The 20,791-nt window shown below is 33.3% G+C and carries 19 protein-coding genes and 1 pseudogene; 19 read left to right on the top strand and 1 reads right to left on the bottom strand.

Features of this window, described 5'->3' with window-relative positions; all coding sequences use genetic code 11:
* Positions 1-240: 240 nt before the first annotated feature.
* The 19 genes and pseudogenes from PF572_03850 (at position 241) to PF572_03760 (ending at position 19,658) form a co-directional block, all read left to right on the top strand.
* Positions 241-2,766, top strand: a complete 2,526-nt coding sequence (locus tag PF572_03850; protein ID MDA3840200.1) for a hypothetical protein — start codon at positions 241-243, stop codon at positions 2,764-2,766.
* Positions 2,767-2,904: 138 nt separating this feature from the next.
* A complete protein-coding gene (locus PF572_03845) occupies positions 2,905-4,056 on the top strand; it encodes a glycosyltransferase family 4 protein (GenBank protein ID MDA3840199.1) in 1,152 nt (383 codons plus the stop codon).
* A gap of 33 nt (positions 4,057-4,089) precedes the next feature.
* Entirely contained in the window at positions 4,090-4,338 is a 249-nt protein-coding gene (locus PF572_03840) for a hypothetical protein (protein ID MDA3840198.1), read from the top strand.
* A 74-nt stretch (positions 4,339-4,412) separates the two neighbouring features.
* Positions 4,413-4,793 (top strand): response regulator, encoded by a 381-nt coding sequence (locus PF572_03835; GenBank protein MDA3840197.1) that lies wholly within the window; start codon positions 4,413-4,415, stop codon positions 4,791-4,793.
* Positions 4,794-4,855: 62 nt separating this feature from the next.
* Positions 4,856-5,014 carry a hypothetical protein gene (locus PF572_03830; protein MDA3840196.1) on the top strand — a complete coding sequence of 53 codons (159 nt, stop codon included), beginning with the start codon at positions 4,856-4,858 and terminating at the stop codon, positions 5,012-5,014.
* Positions 5,015-5,104: 90 nt separating this feature from the next.
* A complete protein-coding gene (locus tag PF572_03825; protein MDA3840195.1) occupies positions 5,105-5,794 on the top strand; it encodes a YceI family protein in 690 nt (229 codons plus the stop codon).
* A 163-nt stretch (positions 5,795-5,957) separates the two neighbouring features.
* Entirely contained in the window at positions 5,958-6,308 is a 351-nt protein-coding gene (locus tag PF572_03820) for a hypothetical protein (GenBank protein ID MDA3840194.1), read from the top strand.
* Positions 6,309-6,437: 129 nt separating this feature from the next.
* Positions 6,438-6,743 (top strand): annotated as a pseudogene (locus tag PF572_03815) (FKBP-type peptidyl-prolyl cis-trans isomerase).
* Positions 6,744-6,983: 240 nt separating this feature from the next.
* Entirely contained in the window at positions 6,984-8,780 is a 1,797-nt protein-coding gene (typA, locus tag PF572_03810) for a translational GTPase TypA (protein ID MDA3840193.1), read from the top strand.
* Positions 8,781-8,878: 98 nt separating this feature from the next.
* On the top strand, positions 8,879-9,250 hold the full coding sequence (locus PF572_03805; GenBank protein ID MDA3840192.1) for a tRNA threonylcarbamoyladenosine biosynthesis protein TsaB: 372 nt from the start codon (positions 8,879-8,881) through the stop codon (positions 9,248-9,250).
* A 228-nt stretch (positions 9,251-9,478) separates the two neighbouring features.
* On the top strand, positions 9,479-9,973 hold the full coding sequence (locus PF572_03800; GenBank protein ID MDA3840191.1) for a hypothetical protein: 495 nt from the start codon (positions 9,479-9,481) through the stop codon (positions 9,971-9,973).
* Between the two features lie 1,271 nt (positions 9,974-11,244).
* Complete coding sequence (gene mraZ / locus PF572_03795) at positions 11,245-11,676, top strand: division/cell wall cluster transcriptional repressor MraZ (GenBank protein MDA3840190.1); 432 nt, start codon at positions 11,245-11,247, stop codon at positions 11,674-11,676.
* Between the two features lie 277 nt (positions 11,677-11,953).
* Positions 11,954-12,088, top strand: a complete 135-nt coding sequence (locus tag PF572_03790; GenBank protein MDA3840189.1) for a hypothetical protein — start codon at positions 11,954-11,956, stop codon at positions 12,086-12,088.
* Between the two features lie 79 nt (positions 12,089-12,167).
* Positions 12,168-13,130, top strand: a complete 963-nt coding sequence (rsmH, locus tag PF572_03785; GenBank protein MDA3840188.1) for a 16S rRNA (cytosine(1402)-N(4))-methyltransferase RsmH — start codon at positions 12,168-12,170, stop codon at positions 13,128-13,130.
* Positions 13,131-13,227: 97 nt separating this feature from the next.
* Positions 13,228-13,587 (top strand): hypothetical protein, encoded by a 360-nt coding sequence (locus PF572_03780; protein MDA3840187.1) that lies wholly within the window; start codon positions 13,228-13,230, stop codon positions 13,585-13,587.
* A 43-nt stretch (positions 13,588-13,630) separates the two neighbouring features.
* Positions 13,631-15,622, top strand: coding sequence for a penicillin-binding protein 2 (locus PF572_03775; GenBank protein MDA3840186.1), 1,992 nt, complete (start codon positions 13,631-13,633; stop codon positions 15,620-15,622).
* Positions 15,623-15,626: 4 nt separating this feature from the next.
* Positions 15,627-16,913: a Mur ligase family protein gene (locus tag PF572_03770; protein ID MDA3840185.1), complete on the top strand. Its 1,287-nt coding sequence runs from the start codon at positions 15,627-15,629 to the stop codon at positions 16,911-16,913.
* A gap of 31 nt (positions 16,914-16,944) precedes the next feature.
* Positions 16,945-18,354 carry a cysteine--tRNA ligase gene (gene cysS, locus PF572_03765; GenBank protein ID MDA3840184.1) on the top strand — a complete coding sequence of 470 codons (1,410 nt, stop codon included), beginning with the start codon at positions 16,945-16,947 and terminating at the stop codon, positions 18,352-18,354.
* Between the two features lie 374 nt (positions 18,355-18,728).
* On the top strand, positions 18,729-19,658 hold the full coding sequence (locus PF572_03760) for a tRNA-dihydrouridine synthase (GenBank protein MDA3840183.1): 930 nt from the start codon (positions 18,729-18,731) through the stop codon (positions 19,656-19,658).
* Between the two features lie 150 nt (positions 19,659-19,808).
* On the opposite strand, the gene PF572_03755 is transcribed toward PF572_03760, so the two are convergent.
* Positions 19,809-20,771 (bottom strand): magnesium transporter CorA family protein, encoded by a 963-nt coding sequence (locus PF572_03755; GenBank protein MDA3840182.1) that lies wholly within the window; start codon positions 20,769-20,771, stop codon positions 19,809-19,811.
* Between the last annotated feature and the right edge of the window lie 20 nt (positions 20,772-20,791).

The following is a 20,791-nucleotide window of genomic DNA, read 5'->3' as shown; positions in this document are numbered from 1 at the left end:
TATCAATATTATCATATTTTTCAGACATTTTAACCCCAATATCTATTTCCCACATTTTTCTATATCTTTTCTTCATATGAAAGCTTCATAGTGTCAACTGTAACATGGTCGAGTGCATAGCCTTGACAAAGTATAAAAAAAATGATATTATTGTATGTTTATCTCAAAATAAGCAAAGTTTCTTTTGAGGTAGATAAAATAAAGTTAATTTTAAATAAAAACATTATTAATTTAAAAATTATGAAATTCACACAAAACAAGGAGAGAGCGAAAAAAACAATTTATAAAGCCGTAAATGCTTTAGTTTTGTTCGCTTTGGTTTTCAACTTTAGTTTCTTTGCCGATACTTCAGTTGATTATGCCCAAGCATATACTAATATGCTTAAAGAAGGGAGTTTTGAAACCGATATCAATGGATATTGGACAAGTTGGCAGAATGAAGCCTCTGCTAGGGTATATGATGTTTATAGATCATATGAGTCTGCTTTCGGTTTTGGTTCTCACTCTGTCGCAATTAGAGCTACAAGTGGAGCACCAGAAGAAGCTTGGACTGCCAATTTTCAACCAAGAGAGGATACAAATGATTTTACTCTTGAGAATGGTAAGAGATATTATCTAGCCCTATATGTAAAAGGGACTCAGAATACTCAAACTAGAGTGATAATGTCCAATACTCAAGATTATGAAACTATTGATGGTTTTCGTGATATTCCTGTTACTACTGAGTGGGCTAGACATGTAGTTTCTTTTAATTCAAATGTAAGTGCGGGTGGGAATATATCTTTCACATATGGTGATCTTCCAGAGGGAGCCGAAATTCTTATAGATGGTGTTCAGCTTTTTGAAGACGATGTCCAGGTAATTACTCCAGAGATTAAAGGGACTATTGGTCAAACTAGAAGATTTGTTAGAGTAAATAATATTTCGTTTTTTACTCAAAATGAAATTGAGATAGAACTCCCATATCTTCATGAAGATACATCAAGCGTTGGGACTAGAAGGTTCAATCCGAGCGAAGTAAATACAACCGGATTTTATATGGACATTTCTGAAGGCACATTTTCTGGTGTTGCCAGAGTTTATGCTCAAGGGAATTTAATGGGAGAATTTAACTATAATGTTTCTCCTGTTATGACTGATTTTTTTCCTTCTATGTTTCATGCCGATGAAGACGTTGTAATTAGAGGAAGTGGTTTTAATCCTCAAACAGATATTGATAAAATGTATGTTGTTGTTAGAACAATGGATTCTTCTGGGTCTAACTTCGATCATTATATTATTCCGCACATAATCGACCCAAAGCTTAAACAGATTACTGTGAAGCTACCAGTTGGTGTTATTGCTGGGAGTATATATACTCAAACTTCCTATAGAAACATGGCAGGGGAAGATATTACTGTTAAATCCAACAGCCTTAGATATGATGTTAAGCCAGTTATTTATCAGACTGAGTGGAGTAATATGGGTTTTGATCAAGTTGGTGATAAAATAAAAATTCACGGGAAAGGAATTTCAAGTAGACCAGTTGTAAATTTTTATGACGATGCCGGTACAAAAATTGCTACCATGAGAGGAACATTATTGGAAATAGGTTCCGAAGAAATAATTGAAGTAGCCACACCTGTTAATGTTAATAAACTAAATATTACAGTTAAGATTGGAAGGATTGAAAGTGACAGAGCAACTGCCCTCGCATATTCCGCAAAACCTTTATTGAAAAGTATAAAAACGGCCAAAACTAGATTTATGAGTGGCTCAGAAACAAATATTCCCGCTGCAAAAGCTGGAGAGGAAATCATCCTATATGGAAGTAGTCTTTTTTCAGATATTGCGACAGGCTCTGTTGAATTTCAAGGTTTAAATAGCAGAATTCAAGTAATGCCAACGAGCTCTGATCCAAGAGGAGGCTGGATAAAGGTAATAGTTCCAAATGGAGTCCAGAATGGTTATCTAAATACAGAATTAAATGGTTTAAAATCAAATTATCTCCCTCTGGAAATTATTCCAACTATTCTAGATATTCAACCAGCAGAAATTATTCCAGGATCACTAATGGCAATTCATGCTAGTGGTGTTGGTTCGGTTCAGTCTATAACAAAAGTATATTTTAATATTGGAAATGATAAGTTAGAGGTTCTTCCAGAGTCAGTTGATTCATATGATGAATTGGCTGTTGTTCATGTTAGAGTTCCAATGGCAATTTCAAGTAAGTACACAACTATAAACCTACAGTACGACAAATGGATTGATGATTCATCTTCTGTTCTTAATGTGAATCCAACTATTACAAATGCTTCAATGGATATTGATAGTAAAATATTAATAATTAGAGGTCATGGTTTTTCAATTCACCCTCGTGAAAATGAAATTACCTATAGATATGCTGATGAGAATAGAACTATAATTGAACCTCAGGCTAGAATTCTGGGTGTTTACCCAACTGAAGAGGGTCAAGAAATTAGAATACAAGTTCAGGATGATTATCACTACGGATATGTACAAGTGGCTGTTGGTGATATGCTTAGTAATGAATTTAATTTCGGGCCAGTTTCGATTAGAAGCATAGCAAGACGTGTTCAATATATTGAAAGCGAAAACCAAAACATGGGAGTGCTCTATATAAATGGATATAATTTTGGAGAAAATGGTGGAGTTATGGTCGGTGAAAATTGGGCCACTATTCATTATAGAACTAATTTCTTTATCATTGCTGTAGTCCCCGAGGCGAATATTAATGACAATCCTGTTATTGTTACTAAAGAATAATAAATAAGAAAATTCGAAACTCTAAATTCTAAACTCTAAACAAATTCAAATATCAAAATATAAATGTTTAAAATTTTTTATTTAGTATTTATGATTTGTTTAGGGTTTAGTTCTTAGGATTTAGAATTTAAAAATTTTATGAAAATAGCTTTTATTGGGCAGAAAGGCATCCCCGCCATAATGGGAGGAGTTGAAAGACACGTAGAAGAAGTAGCTGTTAGGTTGGCTACTCAGGGTAACGAAGTTGTCGTCTATACAAGACCAAATTATACCGATGAAAAATTGGAAGAATATAAGGGTGTAAAACTTATTAGTTTTCGAAGTGTTCCAACAAAACATCTCGATGCTATTAGTCATACCTTCGCTTCTATTTTTCACGCTGTTAGGAAAGACTATGATGTGGTTCATTTCCATTCAATTGGACCATCGTCTTTAATTTGGGTTTTTAAAATACTTAGCCCTAGGACACCGATTGTGGCCACTTTTCATTCTAGGGACTATTTTCATAAAAAGTGGGGGATAATAGCTAGAACTTATTTAAAAATAAGTGAATTTTTGTTGTGTAAATCAGCCGATGTGGTCATTGCTGTTTCAAGAGGAATAGCTGAATTTGCTTCAAAAAAATATAATATAAATCCCAAATATATTCCAAACGGAATAACCATGCCAAGCGCCAAGGAGGCTCAAGAAATAAAAAAATGGGGGCTAGAAAAAGGAAATTATATTCTCGCCGTAACTAGACTTATTAGACATAAAGGAATTCATTATCTAATTGATGCATTTAACGAGCTTGATACTGATAAAAAATTAGTGATTGTGGGCAGTGGTTTTCATAGCGATGATTATGTTAAGGAACTTAGCAGAAAGGCAGCTAAAAACGAAAATATTATTTTCACTGGAGCGCAACAAGGAAATATATTAAATGAACTATTTTCAAACGCATATTTATTTTCCCAACCCTCTGAAGCAGAAGGTCTTTCGATAGCACTGCTTGAAGGCATGTCTTATGGCTTGCCCGTTTTGGTTTCAGATATAATTGAGAATAAAGAAGTTATAGAAAACACTGGTTTTAAATTTATTTCAAAAAGTGTCGTTGATTTAAAAGCAAGGCTAGAGATACTTCTTGAAATGGAAAATATTGAAGAATACGGCGTGCTGGCAAGGAAAAGAGTAGACAAATATTATAATTGGGATACTATTACTGAAGACTTAAGTCACTTGTATAAAAAAACAATTTTAAAATATTCTGAAAAGAGGATATTTTTCAGAAGAGTAAAAAAAAGCATTTAATCTGTTTTTCTAAACTTTTGGAAGGAGAGTGAAATGAAAAAATTTGTTATTATTAATGAGGATAATATTGAATCAGCTAACTTGTTTATGGGCTATCGGGATTATCTTTTATCAAAAGAGGAGAATTATGAAATTATTGTCTTCTTTCGTGCCGGAAAAGATAAAGAAGATACTATTGATCAAATAAAAACACTTCACCATATCGATAAAATAGAGTCCATTGAAAAAGAAGTTGTTTTTAAAAAAAAGGGGGGGGCAAGTGTTAAAGATCATCGAGATTAATATTTAAGACTCCTCTCAAGGACCCTTTTCGGAGGGGCTTTTTTTATTTATTCCAATGTGATACTATTATATAAATGTCAGATGTTAAAAATAAAATTTTAATAGTTGAGGATTATGCAACATTGCGGATTCTTTTAGCGAAGAAACTTTCTAAAGAGGGTTTTGTGGTAGAACAAGCCCAAGATGGTGAGACGGCTTTAGAAAAAATACCGACATTCAGACCAAATGTTATTTTACTTGATATTATGATGCCAGGCATTGATGGTTATGAGGTGTTAAAACAAGTTCGCCATAATGACGATGCTGAAATTGCCGCTATCCCCGTTATAATGTTATCTAATCTGGGAGATGATGATGATATAAAAAAAGCAATGGTTTCAGGTGCCGATGACTATATGATAAAATCAAACATAACTGCAGATGATGTAATTGAAAAAATAAAAATTTATCAATAAAATTTATTTTAAAACTTAGTCAGCATAAGCTGATTTTTATATTAATAAATAATTATCAAAAAATGAATCAAGGAGAAAAATTAGTCTTGATAGACGCCCTAGAAAAAACTAAGCTATTTCCACCAAGACTAAAAGAATTTTTGATTTTAGCTTCAGAGGAGGGGGCACTTGATAAGGAAATCGAGCAAGAGTTATTTCAAATGTTAAATAAGGGAAAATAGTTAAATCAGCATGGTCTTTTCCATGCTTTTTAATTTAGAATTAATATTAATGATATATTCTTTATAAATAAGAATATGTAAAACAATAATATGAAAAAAATCTATTTGGGACTATTTCTTTTTTTAGGATTTTTCCTTTTGTCGGCTTGCACAAAAACAAATGTTCAGGCACCCACTACTGATAACAAACAAGTAAATAACGATATCGACTTTCAAGACGAGGAGCCTGTAGAAGGGGGTACAAATTTCAAAGTAAATGCTCCAGCCTCTGTAGTGAAATGGAGTGCACAAAAAACTATAGTCAGAACTAGCGATCATTTCGGAACTATTAATGTTGAAGAAGGTCGGATATTAATGGATGGTGATGAATTTATTGGTGGAAATATTACGATTGATATGAAGTCGCTGAAAGACCTTGATATTCCAGGAGAAAAAAGTAGAAACTCTCTCGAAACTCATATAAAGTCAGAAGATTTTTTTGATGTTGAAAAATATCCAGAAGCAAAGTTTGTAATCAAGGATATTGAAGAAATTGAAGATGATGAATATAATTACCAAATAACTGGTGACCTCACAATAAAAGGCTTAACGAATGAAATCGATACTCAGGTAAAGTTAGACAAGAATGAAGACATGATAAACGCTGAGGCAAGTTTTTCAATCGATAGAACTAAATGGGAAATTATTTATGGTTCAGGAAACTTTTTTAAAGAGCTTGGGGATAATGTGATTGACGATATGATCGGATTTGATTTAAGGATTGTTGCTGAGACTATTTAATTTCGTTCATGAGATATTATTTTAAGTTTCTTGCCCAATCATTATAAATTATATATAATAAATAAATGAACGCTGATTTGCGTTCGATTTATTTTGATTTAGGAATATAATTCCTAAGCATCAAAAAAACTTTCTCGTTTTATATTTATTAATAATCTAAACTATGTCAAAAATTCAAGATTTTTTTAACAAGATTCAAGTAAGTAAAAAGAAACAAGCAGATATTAGAAAAATGTATAAAGATGCCCTCGATACTTCTCAACAGTACGGTGAAATAGTAGAGAAAATAAAAACACTCAGGGATAAGAAAAAAGAAATAGAGAATGTAATTCAAATGGACTTTTCATCTGAATTTGATAAACTTGAAAATTTGAAAATTGATATTGAAAGTGATAATATGATGATGAGTGATCTAGCTCTCAATCAATTAACGAAAGGGGAGATGATAGAAATAAGTGATGAATATGAAAATAAATACGAACCAATATTTAATGTAAAATTTAAAAAATTATAATATAACGAATTACAAATCAGTACAAATATACAAATATTTAAGAAAATGATTTAGATTTTTCCCATTCTCATTCGTATATTCGTAAATATTCGTAATTTGTAGAAAATTATGGAATTAAAAACAACAATACTAAAAGAAGGAACAGGTGATGCAGTTTCAAAGGCAGGCGATGTTTTGACTGTTCACTACACCGGGACACTAGAAAACGGTGAAAAATTTGACTCAAGCGTTGATAGGGGCCAACCTTTTACCTTTACTGTCGGAGTTGGACAAGTTATTCAAGGATGGGAACAGGGGATGGTCGGAATGAAAGTTGGAGAAAAGAAAAAAATGGAAATACCTGCAGAGCTAGGCTATGGTGCCAATGGTGCTGGTGGAGTTATTCCTCCGAATGCTAATTTGATTTTTGAAGTTGAATTACTCAAAATCGCATAACACATAGCATGTAACATGGAAAATGGATACCATATGAACTAGACTCTCGGTGGGAGTCTAGTTTTTTTTTGTGGTTATATGGAAAATTCATTAATTTATGTTTTATGTTATATGTTGTGTGCTACGTGATGATGTCTCTTGACATTTTTCACCTTTTTTACTATTATTAGGAGAGTTATTAATCAGAAGAATTCTGCTTTGCTGCAGGATTTTATTATTGGGAAAAATCCCTGAAATTATATGGAAATTAGAAATGTTGCCATTATCGCTCACGTTGATCATGGAAAAACCACGTTAACCGACGGGCTTATGAGACAAACTGGAATGTCTAACGAAGACGTTAGCATGGACTCGAATACTCTTGAACTTGAGAGGGGAATCACAATTTATTCAAAAAATACATCTGTTATCTATAAAGATACAAAGATTAACATAGTTGACACTCCAGGTCATGCTGATTTTGGTTCTGAAGTTGAACGTGTTTTGAGATCAATTGATTCAGTTCTTTTGGTTGTTGATGCTCAAGAAGGTCCAATGCCTCAGACTAAATTTGTTTTGAAAAAATCTTTAGAACTAGGATTGAAACCAATCGTAATAATAAATAAAATAGACAAACCAGCCGCTCGAGTTGAGTATGTTTTGGATAAGGTTTTTGAACTATTTTTTGACTTGGGAGCAACTGAAGAGCAACTTGAGTTTACAACTCTTTACGCTATCGCCAAGCAAGGAATTGCTAAACACAAGATGGAAGATGAATCATCTGATTTAATGCCAATCCTTGATGCTATTTTAGCTGAAGTCCCAGTGGCATCAAATGAGGATGAGGCTGAAAAAGAATTATTAGTTCAACCTTTTAATCTTGCTTATGATAATTTTTTAGGAAGACTAGCTATTAGCAGAGTTTATCAAGGGACTATAAGGAAAGGGCAAAACGTTATTATAACCAACGAAGAAGGAAACGTCAGAAAAGGTAAGATAACGAAACTTTTTGCTTTTTATGGAATTGAAAGGAAAGAAGTTGATGAAGCAAAATCTGGAGATATTATAATTACAGCAGGCCTCCCAAATATATATATCGGAGAAACTATTTGTGTTGATGAAAAACAAAAAGCATTACCAGCCATACATATTGATGAGCCAACTATTTCACTTAGTTTCATGGTAAATAGTTCACCATTCGCTGGAAAAGAAGGTAAATTTGTAACAAACAGTCAGTTGAAAGAAAGATTGCAAAAAGAATTGGAAGTAAATGTAGGTTTGAAGATCGACTTCTCAAGTACTGACCACTATAAAGTTTTCGGAAGAGGAGAGATGCATATTGCAATTTTACTTGAAAACATGAGAAGAGAAGGCTACGAATTACAAATATCTCAGCCAAGAGTAATTATCAAAGAAGAAGATGGTCAAAAATTAGAACCTTTTGAAGAGTTAACTATAGATGTTCCTGAATCAATGTCGGGAACAGTTATTGAAAAACTTTCAAAGAGAAAAGGGAACATGACAGAAATGAAGCCAGAACAAAACCATGTACGGTTGGTATTTGAAATTCCGACCAGAGGGCTACTGGGGTATAGAAATGAATTCGTTGTCGATACTAGAGGTGAGGGGATTTTGAGCGCTAGGGTTATTGGGTTTAAACCATATGTTGGTGTAATCGAAAAACATGAGCTTGGATCAATGATCTCATTAGTTAAAGGAAAAACTCTTGGCTTCTCATTATACAATTTACAAGATAGAGGAGTCTTGTATATTCCCGCAACTACAGAGGTTTATGAAGGCATGGTAATCGGTAATGTTGCAAAAGGAAACGACCTAGTCGTGAATGCCACTAAAGGAAAACAACTTACAAATATGCGTTCTTCAGGAGCTGACGAAGCTATTAGACTAACACCACCAACAGAGTTGAGTTTAGAACGAGGAATGGGCATCATGAAAGATGATGAATATTTAGAAATTACTCCAAAAGGAATAAGAATGAGAAAACAACTGTTAACAGAGTCTGAAAGAACAAAGGCAGGAAGAAAAAAAATAGTTTAAGATACGAATGTATTAAAAATCGGAGGAGTTTAACTCCTCCGATTTTTAATACATAATATAATTGAATAAAATACTTATTGTGGTATAATTTTAATCAAATGGAATTAATAATCGATACAAGTAAAAATCAGAATATTCTTATAGAACTATTCTCTAATGGAAAATTATTAGCTAAAAAAGATTTTGAAGCAAGCTTTACTCAAGCTGAGAGACTTTTGCCGGAGATTGATTTATTATTAAAGAAAATTAATAAAAAATCAAAAGATTTAGAAAAAATAAAAGTAGGTAACAGTGGCGGTTCATTTTCAGCTTTGCGTATCGGAATAGTTACAGCGAATACATTGGCTTATGGTTTAGACATTCCCGTTTCTTCCCTCGATGGAAAAAGTATAAGAATCGATAATATTGAAATGGTAAAACCAGAATATTCAAGTGAACCAAATATAACAATTGGAAAAAAGAAGTTATAAAATTAACATCGTCATTCTCAGCTTGTTTACCCCGTAGCTTGACGTATGGGGATCCGGAATCCCCGCCCGAAACGCCATAAAAGAATTACATCGAAAGAGGCTAGTAAAATTATTTTATAATAAAATCAAGATAATATATAATATTCTAGAGGCGGGCGGGCAGAAAAATAATAAAATAATAAAATAAATTCATTGAATTTTTTAATCTTCAATCTTTGAATTAATACTATGAAAAACAAAATTATTATAATAGGTGGTGTAATTTTACTTTTACTTCTAGGTTTATTTTTTATTATGAGAAATAGTGGACCAGTTGACCCCTATGATGACGGGATGACCCTAAAAAAGGCCGCTAAGATTGGAGAAAAAGTTACTCATAAATTGTTAGTACAAATTGAAGCTTCGAGAGGTGAGGGAAGATATGACAGAGGTGATGTTGTTTTAACCGCTTCATCAACCAAACAATTTTCCCCAGCTGAGAAAAGTGGATTTTTAATTATCAAAATGGATTTAACCCCAACTCAAGCAGAAATATTAACAAGATCTCTAGACAGAGTTAGTGAAGAACTGGATCCAGAAGGACAGCCAATTCGTGAAACATTAAAGAGAAGAAAATATTCTGTTGATTTGGAAAAAATAGGAATAGGTGATGATGATTTTAAGGGCAGGGAAGTAAATGAGATATATAAGTGGGATGTTCTATACGAAAAGGATATAGACTAATTTTTTGGTAGCTAAGCTTTCAAAAAAAAGTAGACTACATTAGGTTTATAAGCAACATCTTCATTTTAAACAGTGATTATAAGAGAAAATTGAGATAAATAAAATAGGTATAGAATTAACTCTATACCTATTTTATTTATCTCTAATGTAGATATCAGATGTCATTAAAGCAATCGGAGGTATCCGACACCTCCGTAAAGTGTGTAGGGAACGATGAGAGTTGTCTGAAAGATTGGTGAGAGTTTAAATAACACACTCCGAACAACACACCCCGTCAGCAAAGCTGCCACCCCTCTCAGAGAGGGGAATAATTTGGGAAACACACCTCGGCCTGTCGGCCACCCCTCTTCCCGCTTTCTTCGGGATAAACAAGAGGGGAATTAAAAAAGACCTACGATGTCATTAAAAACATTGGAGGTCTTTTTTATTTGCGTTTAGGCTGTATTAAGTGTTTTGTTAATATCCTGTTAATAAGATTGTGGATAAATTAAAATGGTATAAAAAAAACTGAAAAATAGGGGATTCCCCACCATCAAAAATGTGCATAAAATGCACATTTTTTGTTTATTATTAGCTAATTAGGTGGTGGGGTAGGTGGATTGACAAATGGCCAAAAGTGGTGTATACTGATAGTAGATAGGTGAAAAGTGGGGGAAAGTGGAGAATTTTGAAACACTTTCATCATTCTAAAATGTTTTTTACGCATGGGGGTGCGTTTTTAGGACAAAGAAGGGGTTTGATCAGGACTCAACATTGGTCAAACTTCTTCTCGGATCTTAGAAAAGACAAAAATATGTTAGATTCTATCACTGCACTGGCGTTTCGTTCTCCCGCAAATGACGGGACAGGCAGAATGACAAGTTAATAATCATTAAAACAAAATATAACAAAAACAAAATCTTATTTTCTTTTAATCTAAGGAGGAGAAAGAAAATAAAAGGGAAGTTCTCTTTAGATTTTTCTGGATTCCGGGTCAAGCCCGGAATGACTAGAATTAAGGTGAAGAAGGGGTCTGATATTAAAATTCTATATCAAACTCCTTTTGGCCTTAAAAGGTCAAATTTGCTTGTCGTGCAATTCATGTAACATGTAACACAAAACATGTAACAAAACTGTTGTTCTGGAGTGAGCTAAACCATAATATTTGAGGTCTCACTTCAGAATGACAAAAATTATTGAAAGAGTTTATTTATGATCTCTCGACTACGTTAGCACTTCGCTCGAGATGACAAAAGAGGAGATTCATAATTCATAATTCATAATTCAAATTGATGTTCATCGGTGAATACAATCATAATTTAGATGCAAAAGGTAGGTTAGCGGTTCCTGCGAAGTTCCGTTCGATGCTTGAAGAAGGAGCAGTTGTTACGAAGGGTTTAGATAACTGTCTTTTTTTATATCCAAAGAAAGAATGGGGTGATATTGCTAAAAAATTGTCTAATTTACCAATCAGTCAATCTAAAGCAAGAGCATTTAGTCGTATGATGTTAGCTGGGGCTATGGATGTAGAGTTTGATTCACAGGGACGTGTTACATTACCAGAATATTTAAGAAAGTTTGCAAACCTAGATAAAAAAACAATAGTAGCTGGTTTGTATGATAGGTTGGAAATTTGGAATGAAAGTGATTGGGATAAATATAAAGAAAGTTCAGAGGGGGATAGTAGTGAAATAGCTGAAGCTTTGGGTGATTTGGGAGTGTAGGGAATTTAGAATTTAGAATTAGGAATTAGGAATTTAGAATTTAAAATAGAAAAGATAGTTATTTCAAAATAAAATCTCCTCTTGTTTATCCCGAAGAAAGCGGGAAGAGGAGTACCGCGAAGCGGGGAGGTGCGTAAATGATTAGTCAGATAAACGACGAAACACACCCCGTCAACAAAGTTGCCACCCCTCTCAAGAGGGGATTCAAAAAGTATTTTAATTTAAAAATTAGAAGATTAATTCGAAAATCGAAATTCGTCATTCGAAATTTACGTGTATGCCAATAGAAATAAAAATAAAAAATATAAAAGAAGGAAGGGTTGATATTAAAGTTATTAAAAATCCTTTATTTGAAACAAATAATTTAAGAAGGGAGATTTTTAAGAGGGCTAGAGCTATAAAGTTAAAATAGAAGAGTTTAGTTAATAATAGGCCCACTCAGATCGCTTGGCGATTGATCGGGTGCCTCGCTCACAAGCGAGTCAAATTATATGGAATATAGACATGTCCCAGTTATGCTTGATGAGGTTATTGAATATCTTGACCCCAAAGAAGGAGAATATTATATAGATGGAACATTGGGAGGAGCTGGTTACACAGTAGCAATTGCAAAAAGATTAGGGGAAAAAGGAAAGTTGATGTCCTTTGATTTAGACCCTTGGTCAATAGAAATCGCTTCAGAAATTTTAAAAAAAGAAAAATTAAATAATATAATTTTAGAAAACACTAATTTTAAAAATATTTATGAATCTGCCGAGAATAATTTTAGAAAAAATAATGAAGAAAAATTTGATGAAGGTCTTTTCTCTGGTATCGTTTTTGACCTCGGTTTATCAAATGCGCAGTTAGAGGACACTAATAGAGGATTCTCCTTTAAGGATGAAACACCATTAAATATGGCATTTGGTGATAATAACAACAGAACGTGGGATTTGGTAAATAATTACAGTAGGGAAGAATTGGAAATAATTATAAAAGAGTTAGGTGAAGAAAAGTTTCATAAAAGGATAGTAGGAGGAATATTTGATGCCCGAAAAAAAGGAAGCATTGATACTACGAAAGATTTAGTAGAAATAATAGAAGAAGCAGTGCCCGCTTTTTACAAGAGACAAAAAATACACTGTGCTACAAAAACATTTCAGGCATTAAGAATAGAAACTAACGAAGAGTTAAAAAACATTGAAAAAGCATTGCCAGACAGTTTACGTTTGTTAAAAATGGGAGGTCGCATAGCTGTAATTTCATATCACAGTCTTGAAGACAGAATAGTAAAAAACCTATTTAAGAAGGAAAGTATTGATTGCCATTGCCCACCTAGCTTTCCAGTTTGCCAGTGTGGTCATAAGGCTAGTATAAAAATAATAACTAAAAAAATATTGCAGGCTTCTGAGGAGGAGTTGGCAAGAAACCCAAAAGCTCGAAGTGCAAAAATGCGAGTGGCGGAGAAGATTTAATTAAATAAAATAACACACCCCGGCACTATCGTGCCACCCCTCTTCCCGCTTTCTTCGGGATAAACAAGAGGGGAATAAAGGGGGGTGTCAATACTAAATGGACAAAAATCAAAAAGACAAATTTAAGAATAATAATAATAGAAGAAGTACTACTTCAAGAAAAAGAAGAAATTTTATGAATCTTGGATTACTTATTTCTTTGGTCTCAATAATGATCATGGGATCAAGCATCTCCTATATTCTTGTGAAGAATGATTTGTCTGTAAAGGGTTTTGTCATTAATGATTTACAAAAAGAAGTAAATTATCTAAATAAACAAAAAGATAGCCTAGAACTTGATTTAACTTTGATCGAATCATATAACAGTCTTGCTATTAGAGTTGAAGAGCTTGGAATGGTTAAGTCTGACAAGATTGACTATATCAACCCAGGAGATGATTATGTAGCATTGAGGTAAGGTGTATTTGACCCATGGATTTAAAAGAGATTAAAACCAGTGCATGAAATTTAAAAATAGAAAACTTAGGAAAAAACCAGGAATGGATTATAATAATCGCATTAATGTAGTAATTGCGATTATTTTTTTGTTGTGGTTAGCTGTGGTTTATCGTCTATACTATTTACAGGTTGCGAACCATGATCTCTATATTGCCCTAGCTTCATCTCAGCATCAGGTCTTGAATAAGCTAGAACCAGAAAGAGGAAAAATATTTATTCAAGATAGAGGAGATGGAGAGGAAAGAGATCTTTACCCAATCGCAACCAATAAAGAATTTGCCCATATTTTTGCTGTTCCAAAAGATATTGAAAATCCAGAAGAAGCTGCTGATAAAATTTACGAAATTTTATTTAGAGAAGATGTTGAGAAAGAGGTAGAGGAAATGCTAAATGATGAAAAAAGAGACGAAATAATTAATGAGCTAGATAGCTTAGTCGGCTTAAGCGAAGAAGAAATACTTTCTAAAAAAGTGGAGTTAGAAAATAATCAAAAATCTTTACTAAGCGATGAAGAATATGCTGAATTCTTAAATATAAAAAGAGAGGCGAATATAAGTCTCAAAAAAAATGAAATAGTTGACGAATTTAAAAATAAGTTTTCAAAAAAGAATGATCCCTATGAACCAATTAAAGACAAGGTTGATGAGGAGGGGTTGGGAAAAGTTTTAGAACAAAATATACCTGGTATAAGTTATTTAATGCAGAAACACAGATATTATCCTGAAGATTTTTCTTCTCATATTTCAGGATTTTATGGTTATTCTTCAGATGAAAAAAAAGGCCTATATGGTCTTGAGGGATTTTTTGACGTAGAGTTATCTGGAAAAGCTGGTTTAATAAAAGCAGAACGTGATGCTCAGGGGAATGTGATTATAGTAAATGATATGGAATATGACAAGGAACAGAATGGAAGTGATTTGGTTTTGACTATTGATAGAACTATTCAGTTTACAGCATGCACTAAATTAAAAGAGTCAGCAGAGAGACATGGTGCCGATGCAGGGAGTGTTATTGTCATGAGACCACAAACTGGAGAAATTGTTGCTATGTGTTCTTATCCTGATTACGATCCAAATAACTATAGAGAAGCAGAGAACTCTGAAGTCTATAACAATCAAGCAATCTTTGGGCAGTATGAGCCAGGGTCGGTGTTTAAGACAATAACAATGGCGGCTGGTCTTGATACAGGGGCTATAACACCAAAAACTATCTATGAAGATAAGGGAAGTATAATGATTGAAGGTTGGCCGAAACCAATTAAGAATTCTGATTTTAGTACTCATGGGGCATGGGGATGGGCCGATATGAGCTCTGTTTTAGAAAATTCACTTAATACCGGAGTCATATTTGCAATGGAGAAAACTGGCGATAAGATATTTACACAATATGTTAAAGATTTTGGTTTTGGTGAAAAGGAAGGGATTGAGCTTGAAACAGAAGCTCCTGGTGATATATCAAATCTTCTCAGAAAAACAATTAGACCAGTTGACTCGGCTGTTGCATCTTTTGGTCAAGGTATTACAGCTACACCGCTCCAGCTTATAAATTCCTATGCTGCAATAGCCAATGGAGGAAAACTTATGAAACCATATTTAGTGGCTGAAATGATAGATTCGAATGGAACAAAAAGTGTAACCCAAGCTCGGGAACTAAAAAGAGTAATTTCAGAAAAAACAGCCTTGATACTATCTGGAATGCTTGTCAATGTAGTCGACGGTGGTCACGCTAAACTTGCTGCCGTAGATGGCTATTATGTAGCAGGGAAAACAGGAACGGCCCAAGTAGCGGATGATGTAACCAAAGGTTATGGTGAGAAAACTATTCATACTTTTGTAGGGTTTTCCCCGGTTGAAGAGCCAGAATTTGTAATGTTAGTTAGACTTGATGATCCAAAAGATGTTTATTATTCTGCTTCATCAGCTGCTCCACTTTTTGGAGATATTGCTGAGTTTATATTAAATTATTGGAAAATACCTAAAGAAAGATTAAGATAAAAATATGCGAAAAATACTACAATTTATATTAAAAATAATTGCTAAGCTGGTTTTAAAAAAATATAAACCAAAGATTATTGGTGTTACTGGGAGTGTTGGCAAAACCACAACCAAAGAAGCAGTATTTACAGTACTTTCAAAAAAATATAGAGTAGGGAAGAGTTTAAAAAATTATAACAATGAGATAGGTTTACCACTATCTATTCTTGGATTTGAATCTCCTGGAAAAAATATTTTAAGTTGGTTTTTTCTTTTTTTGGAAGGCTTTAGAATGTTAACAAAAAAAGATAAGTTCTATCCAGAAATTTTAGTTTTAGAAATGGGTGTTGATAGACCAGGCGACATGGATTATCTAAATAAAATTTTGAAATGTGATATTGGTGTAATAACGAATGTGGGAATGTCGCATATTGAATATTTTGGAACGATAGATAAAATAAAAAGAGAAAAAGCAAAAATAATTACAAATCTAAATAAAAAAGGACTCGCTGTTATTAATTATGACAATGAAAAAAGCAGAGAAATAATTAGCCTAAGCAAAGAAAAAGTAATTAGTTATGGTTTTGATGAAAGAGCTGATGTTAGAGCTGAAGAGCTGCGATTTAAATTTGACAATAAGAATTCTGGATTTTCAGGAATTAATTTTAAATTAAGGTATAAAGGGTCTGTTGTTCCTGTATTCATGAATGGTTCAATTGGTTATCACCTTGTTTATGCTTCATTGGTAGCCTCAATAGTCGGTCGAGAATTTGGAATGAATTTGCTAGAAATATCAGAGGCCTTAAGAGATTTTAAATCTCCAAAGGGAAGACTAAATATTTTAGAGGGAATAAATGATTCAGTACTAATTGATGATACTTACAATTCTTCTCCGCAATCTTCGCTTAAAGCGATTGAGACGCTCTCTGAAATAGAAAGTGAAGAGGGAAGGAAGATTGTCATACTTGGTGATATGCTTGAACTTGGTGACGAATCGGATGAAGAACATTATAAGATTGGTTGGAATATTGCAAAGTATAAAATAGATACACTTCTTTGCGTTGGGGAATTTGCAAAAAATATTTGCAGTGGCGCCTTGAAAGGAAAAATGAATAAAACTCAAGTATTTCATTTCGAATCACAGAAAGATTTAGTGGAGCATGTTGAAAGTAAAATAGAAGAAGGAGATTTAGTGTTAGTTAAAGGATCACAAGGAGCTAGAATGGAAAAAATTGTAAAAATCCTTCTCAAAAATAAAGAACAATCAACTGAGTTTCTTGTAAGACAAGATGAAGATTGGCTCAGTTCTTGATTTTATTAGGCATATTTAGTAGTATAGAAGCATGAAAAAAATAATTTTATACAATACCTTATCTAGAAAAAAAGAAGAGTTCAAACCCCTTAAGAAGGGGAGAGTTGGGATATATCATTGCGGGCCAACGGTATATTGGACTCAGCATATTGGTAATCTGCGAGGTTCTTTCTGTACAGATGCTGTAGTCAGGATTTTTTCTTATCTAGATTACAGGGTTTCCTTGGTTAGAAACTATACTGATGTGGGACACCTTAGTTCAGATAATGATGAAGGGGATGATAAAATGGAAAAGAGTGCCAAAAGAGAAGGATTGAAGCCAGCAGAGATAGCTCAAAAATATATTGATTTATATGAAAATGACACTAGAGAGTTAAACATACTAGAACCAAAGTATAAACCAAAAGCTACACAATATATTGATGAAATGATTAAGATGACAGCCGAGTTGCTTGACAAGGGCTATGCCTACACCACCGATTTGGCTATATACTTTGATATATCAAAGGCAAAAGATTATAACAAGCTTTCTAGACAAAATATTGAAAAAAATATTTCTGGAGCGGGGAGTGGCGATGTTACAGATTCTCAAAAAAAGAATAAAGAGGATTTTGTATTATGGTTTTTTAGAGCAGGAGTACATAAAAATGCCTTGCAGTACTGGGAATCTCCATTTAATTCAGCTTTAGTTAAAGAAGGTATTGGTTTTCCTGGTTGGCACATTGAATGTTCGGCTATGAGTAGAAAATGTCTAGGTAAGACTATCGACGTTCATATGGGTGGAATAGAGCATGTTCCTGTTCATCATACTAATGAGATTGCACAAAGTGAATCTGCAAATGGTAAAACATTTTCAAACTATTGGTTACACAATGAACATCTTCTGGTAAATAATGGTAAAATGTCTAAATCAGAGGGAACTTCCTATAGTCTTTCTGATATCAAGGAAAAAGGATTCTCTCCTTTCGCTTTAAGATATTTTTATTTGCAAGCACATTATCGTTCAAAACAAAATTTCACCTGGGAATCTTTGGAGTCTGCTTCAATAGGTTATAAAAGATTGCTTAATAGTGTTATTAAACTCGGAGAAAAAAAAGGGAGAATAAATGCAGAATATAAAAATCTTTTTGAACAAGCAATCTCAGATGATTTTAATACACCAAAAGCAATGGCAGTAGTGCAAGCAGTTTTGAAGTCAGATATTTCCGAGGGAGAGAAGCTAGCCACTGTAATAGATTTTGATAAAGTATTGGGTCTTGGATTGGGCGAAAGAAAAGATTTAGAAATTTACCCAGATGATGTTTTGAGTATTTTTAAACAAAGAGAAGAAGCAAGAAAAAATAAAGACTGGGAAGCCTCAGATAGATTGAGAGATGATTTGAGAGATATTGGTTATTTAGTTGAAGATGGCAATGAAGATAGTATTTTGAAAAAAATATAGCTTTTTTTATGTACTTTTTCACCCCAAGGGCATTTTGTCGCTTCGCTCGGGCATATAAAAGTACGCAAAAACGTTCTCTGAGAAAATTTTGGATCATTCTGCTATGAAATCTAATAAAATTCCGAACTCGTCATTTCGTCAACACTCCATTCCTCAAACAGCGGACATTTTATTGAGCTTTCTACCTGTCCGAAATGGCGTTAACACATTAAATATGTTGTTCATGTCTAGCGATATTAAGCATTATAATTATATACGGCTGTTAACTTCGAGCCAGGCGGGCGCTTCATTTTACTCCAAAATTTCCCAATGTTCACAAAATAAATAGTTATAAGATTTTCTTTTAAAAAAGTTTATATTAATTGAATATTTAGATGCATAATTTTTGGGAACAATTTGATGATAGTATTTTAGCCCTCGCTCCGATGGCTGGTATTTCTGACAGTGCTTTCAGGCAAATTTGTGCTTCCTATGGAGCTGATGTTTTGTATAGCGAGATGGCTTCCGTGGATGCTCTTTTTTATTCTTCCCAAAAAACTATTGAAATGCTTTATTTTACAGAGATTGAAAGACCATATGTGATTCAGCTTTTTGGGACTAATCCAGAATATTTTGAAAAAGCAGTTAAACTTCTCGACAAGGAGATCAACCCAGACGGATATGATATAAATTTTGGTTGTCCTGTGCAAAAAGTAATAAAACAAGGCGCAGGCGCTGCTCTAATGGCTAATTTATCCAAGTCAAAGGATGTCGTCAAAGCCGTTTTATCTTCAACTGACAAACCACTTTCAGTTAAAACGAGAACCAAGTCAGGTGATGTTGATGTTATATCTTTCGTGGAAAACATAAATTATTTAAACGTTTCGGCTATAATGGTTCATGGTAGAACATTTAGGCAAGGGTTTAGTGGAGAGATTGATTTTGATAGTATTAAAAAAGTAAGAGAAATATTTAGAGGGAAAGTAATTGCAAATGGAGGAATAAGCAATAGGAAAGATGCAAAAGAAATTTTAATAAAAACTGGAGCAGATGGAATCGGTCTTGCTAGAGGAATAATGGGTAGACCATGGCTTTTTGAAGAGATAAAGAAAGATAGGGATATTTTGAAAACAAAAGCAGAGATATTCGAAGTGGCCCTATACCACTCAAAAATAATGCATAGCATTGCGGGAGACAGAGCAATACCAGAGTTAAGAAAACATTTATCTTGGTATATGCACGGATTAGAGGGGGCTAGTGAGTTAAGGTTGAGAGCGGTAAGAGTAGAAACGATGAATGACATTGAGTCACTTCTGAGAATTTAGACTTGAAAATTTTTTTAGAGAATGATATCCAAACAAATAGAGTACCCCATAGAGTACCCTATAGGGTACTCTATTCTTGGAGCTTTTAAAAAATAAAAACCCAAATCAATTTGATATGGGTTTTTTTTGTATTTTAATATATTGTATTTGTTATTTAAACCATTTTTTCCTTTGGAATAAAAGTATCATTAAGAAGATTCCAAATAACATTATTGACATTATAATCCAAAAACCATTTGGATTTTTAAGGAAAGGCATCCCACCCATTGTATTCATGCCAAATAAGCCTGCAAGCAGAGAAAGGGGAAAAACAATAACAGAAAACATTGTTAAAGTTTTCATTATGTCACTTATCCTGTAATTGAGCATTGATTCATTGGTTTGATCAAGGGCTTCAATCATCTCTTTCTGGTTATCAAGGATTTCCCAAAACGTTTTGGAATGTTCTATTAATTTAGAATAATGTTCTTTAAGAATAGCAGTGGTAGCGGGTGCTTTTTGAATTATCATTAATTTCTTAAAGATATTCTTGTGATTTTGCATTATCTTTCTGATATTAATGATATTTCTTCTCAAAAGAAGTATTTTACTAGCAACCTTTCTGTGCTCACCCTCAATGATTGTAGATTCAATTTCTGATATTGCAATACTATTTTCATCGAGTATATCATAAAGTGAAATAGTAAGCTTGCTTAATATTTCATAAAGAAGAATTTCTGGCTTTTGAATGTTGAAGGAGAGAAGCGACTCAGGATCTTTTCTGCTTAAATTGAAAAATTCTTGTAGGTCATCAAGATCATTATTATGAAGAGTTATTACAAAGTCTTTCGTTATGAAAAAATCAATTTCAGCGGAAACTATATTTTCGTTTTGAAAGATGGGAAAATGAAGTATTAAGAAAAAATAATTGTCACTTTCTTCGAGCATGGGTCTTTGTGATTTGTAGTTCGAAGAAGAAAGTCTTAATTGGCTGAGCTTAAAATTAAATTTTTTCCTTAAAAACTCAATTTCATTCTTTCGGGCAAGACTAATGTTTATCCATGATAGAGTCTTTTTACTCCCAGTCGGTTTTATTATACTTTCTTTTATGTTTGTTGATATATTTTGATTCATATACTATATTATAACATAAA

Source organism: Patescibacteria group bacterium, assembly GCA_027858235.1.
Lineage (GTDB): Bacteria > Patescibacteriota > Patescibacteriia > Patescibacteriales > BM507 > BM507.
The sequence above is the reverse complement of the archived record's forward strand: the minus strand, read 5'-3'. Positions and strand labels throughout refer to the sequence as shown.

Excerpts from the sequence above, each read along its gene's own strand:
- PF572_03850 (MDA3840200.1), top strand. The coding sequence starts at position 241 with ATGAAATTCACACAAAACAAGGAGAGAGCGAAAAAAACAATTTATAAA.
- cysS (MDA3840184.1), top strand. The coding sequence starts at position 16,945 with ATGAAAAAAATAATTTTATACAATACCTTATCTAGAAAAAAAGAAGAG.
- PF572_03835 (MDA3840197.1), top strand. The coding sequence starts at position 4,413 with ATGTCAGATGTTAAAAATAAAATTTTAATAGTTGAGGATTATGCAACA.
- PF572_03820 (MDA3840194.1), top strand. The coding sequence starts at position 5,958 with ATGTCAAAAATTCAAGATTTTTTTAACAAGATTCAAGTAAGTAAAAAG.
- PF572_03790 (MDA3840189.1), top strand. The coding sequence starts at position 11,954 with ATGCCAATAGAAATAAAAATAAAAAATATAAAAGAAGGAAGGGTTGAT.
- PF572_03805 (MDA3840192.1), top strand. The coding sequence starts at position 8,879 with ATGGAATTAATAATCGATACAAGTAAAAATCAGAATATTCTTATAGAA.
- PF572_03830 (MDA3840196.1), top strand. The coding sequence starts at position 4,856 with ATGAATCAAGGAGAAAAATTAGTCTTGATAGACGCCCTAGAAAAAACT.
- PF572_03770 (MDA3840185.1), top strand. The coding sequence starts at position 15,627 with ATGCGAAAAATACTACAATTTATATTAAAAATAATTGCTAAGCTGGTT.
- PF572_03845 (MDA3840199.1), top strand. The coding sequence starts at position 2,905 with ATGAAAATAGCTTTTATTGGGCAGAAAGGCATCCCCGCCATAATGGGA.
- PF572_03780 (MDA3840187.1), top strand. The coding sequence starts at position 13,228 with ATGGACAAAAATCAAAAAGACAAATTTAAGAATAATAATAATAGAAGA.
- PF572_03775 (MDA3840186.1), top strand. The coding sequence starts at position 13,631 with ATGAAATTTAAAAATAGAAAACTTAGGAAAAAACCAGGAATGGATTAT.
- PF572_03825 (MDA3840195.1), top strand. The coding sequence starts at position 5,105 with ATGAAAAAAATCTATTTGGGACTATTTCTTTTTTTAGGATTTTTCCTT.
- PF572_03760 (MDA3840183.1), top strand. The coding sequence starts at position 18,729 with ATGCATAATTTTTGGGAACAATTTGATGATAGTATTTTAGCCCTCGCT.
- mraZ (MDA3840190.1), top strand. The coding sequence starts at position 11,245 with ATGTTCATCGGTGAATACAATCATAATTTAGATGCAAAAGGTAGGTTA.
- PF572_03840 (MDA3840198.1), top strand. The coding sequence starts at position 4,090 with ATGAAAAAATTTGTTATTATTAATGAGGATAATATTGAATCAGCTAAC.
- typA (MDA3840193.1), top strand. The coding sequence starts at position 6,984 with ATGGAAATTAGAAATGTTGCCATTATCGCTCACGTTGATCATGGAAAA.
- PF572_03800 (MDA3840191.1), top strand. The coding sequence starts at position 9,479 with ATGAAAAACAAAATTATTATAATAGGTGGTGTAATTTTACTTTTACTT.
- rsmH (MDA3840188.1), top strand. The coding sequence starts at position 12,168 with ATGGAATATAGACATGTCCCAGTTATGCTTGATGAGGTTATTGAATAT.
- PF572_03755 (MDA3840182.1), bottom strand. The coding sequence starts at position 20,771 with ATGAATCAAAATATATCAACAAACATAAAAGAAAGTATAATAAAACCG.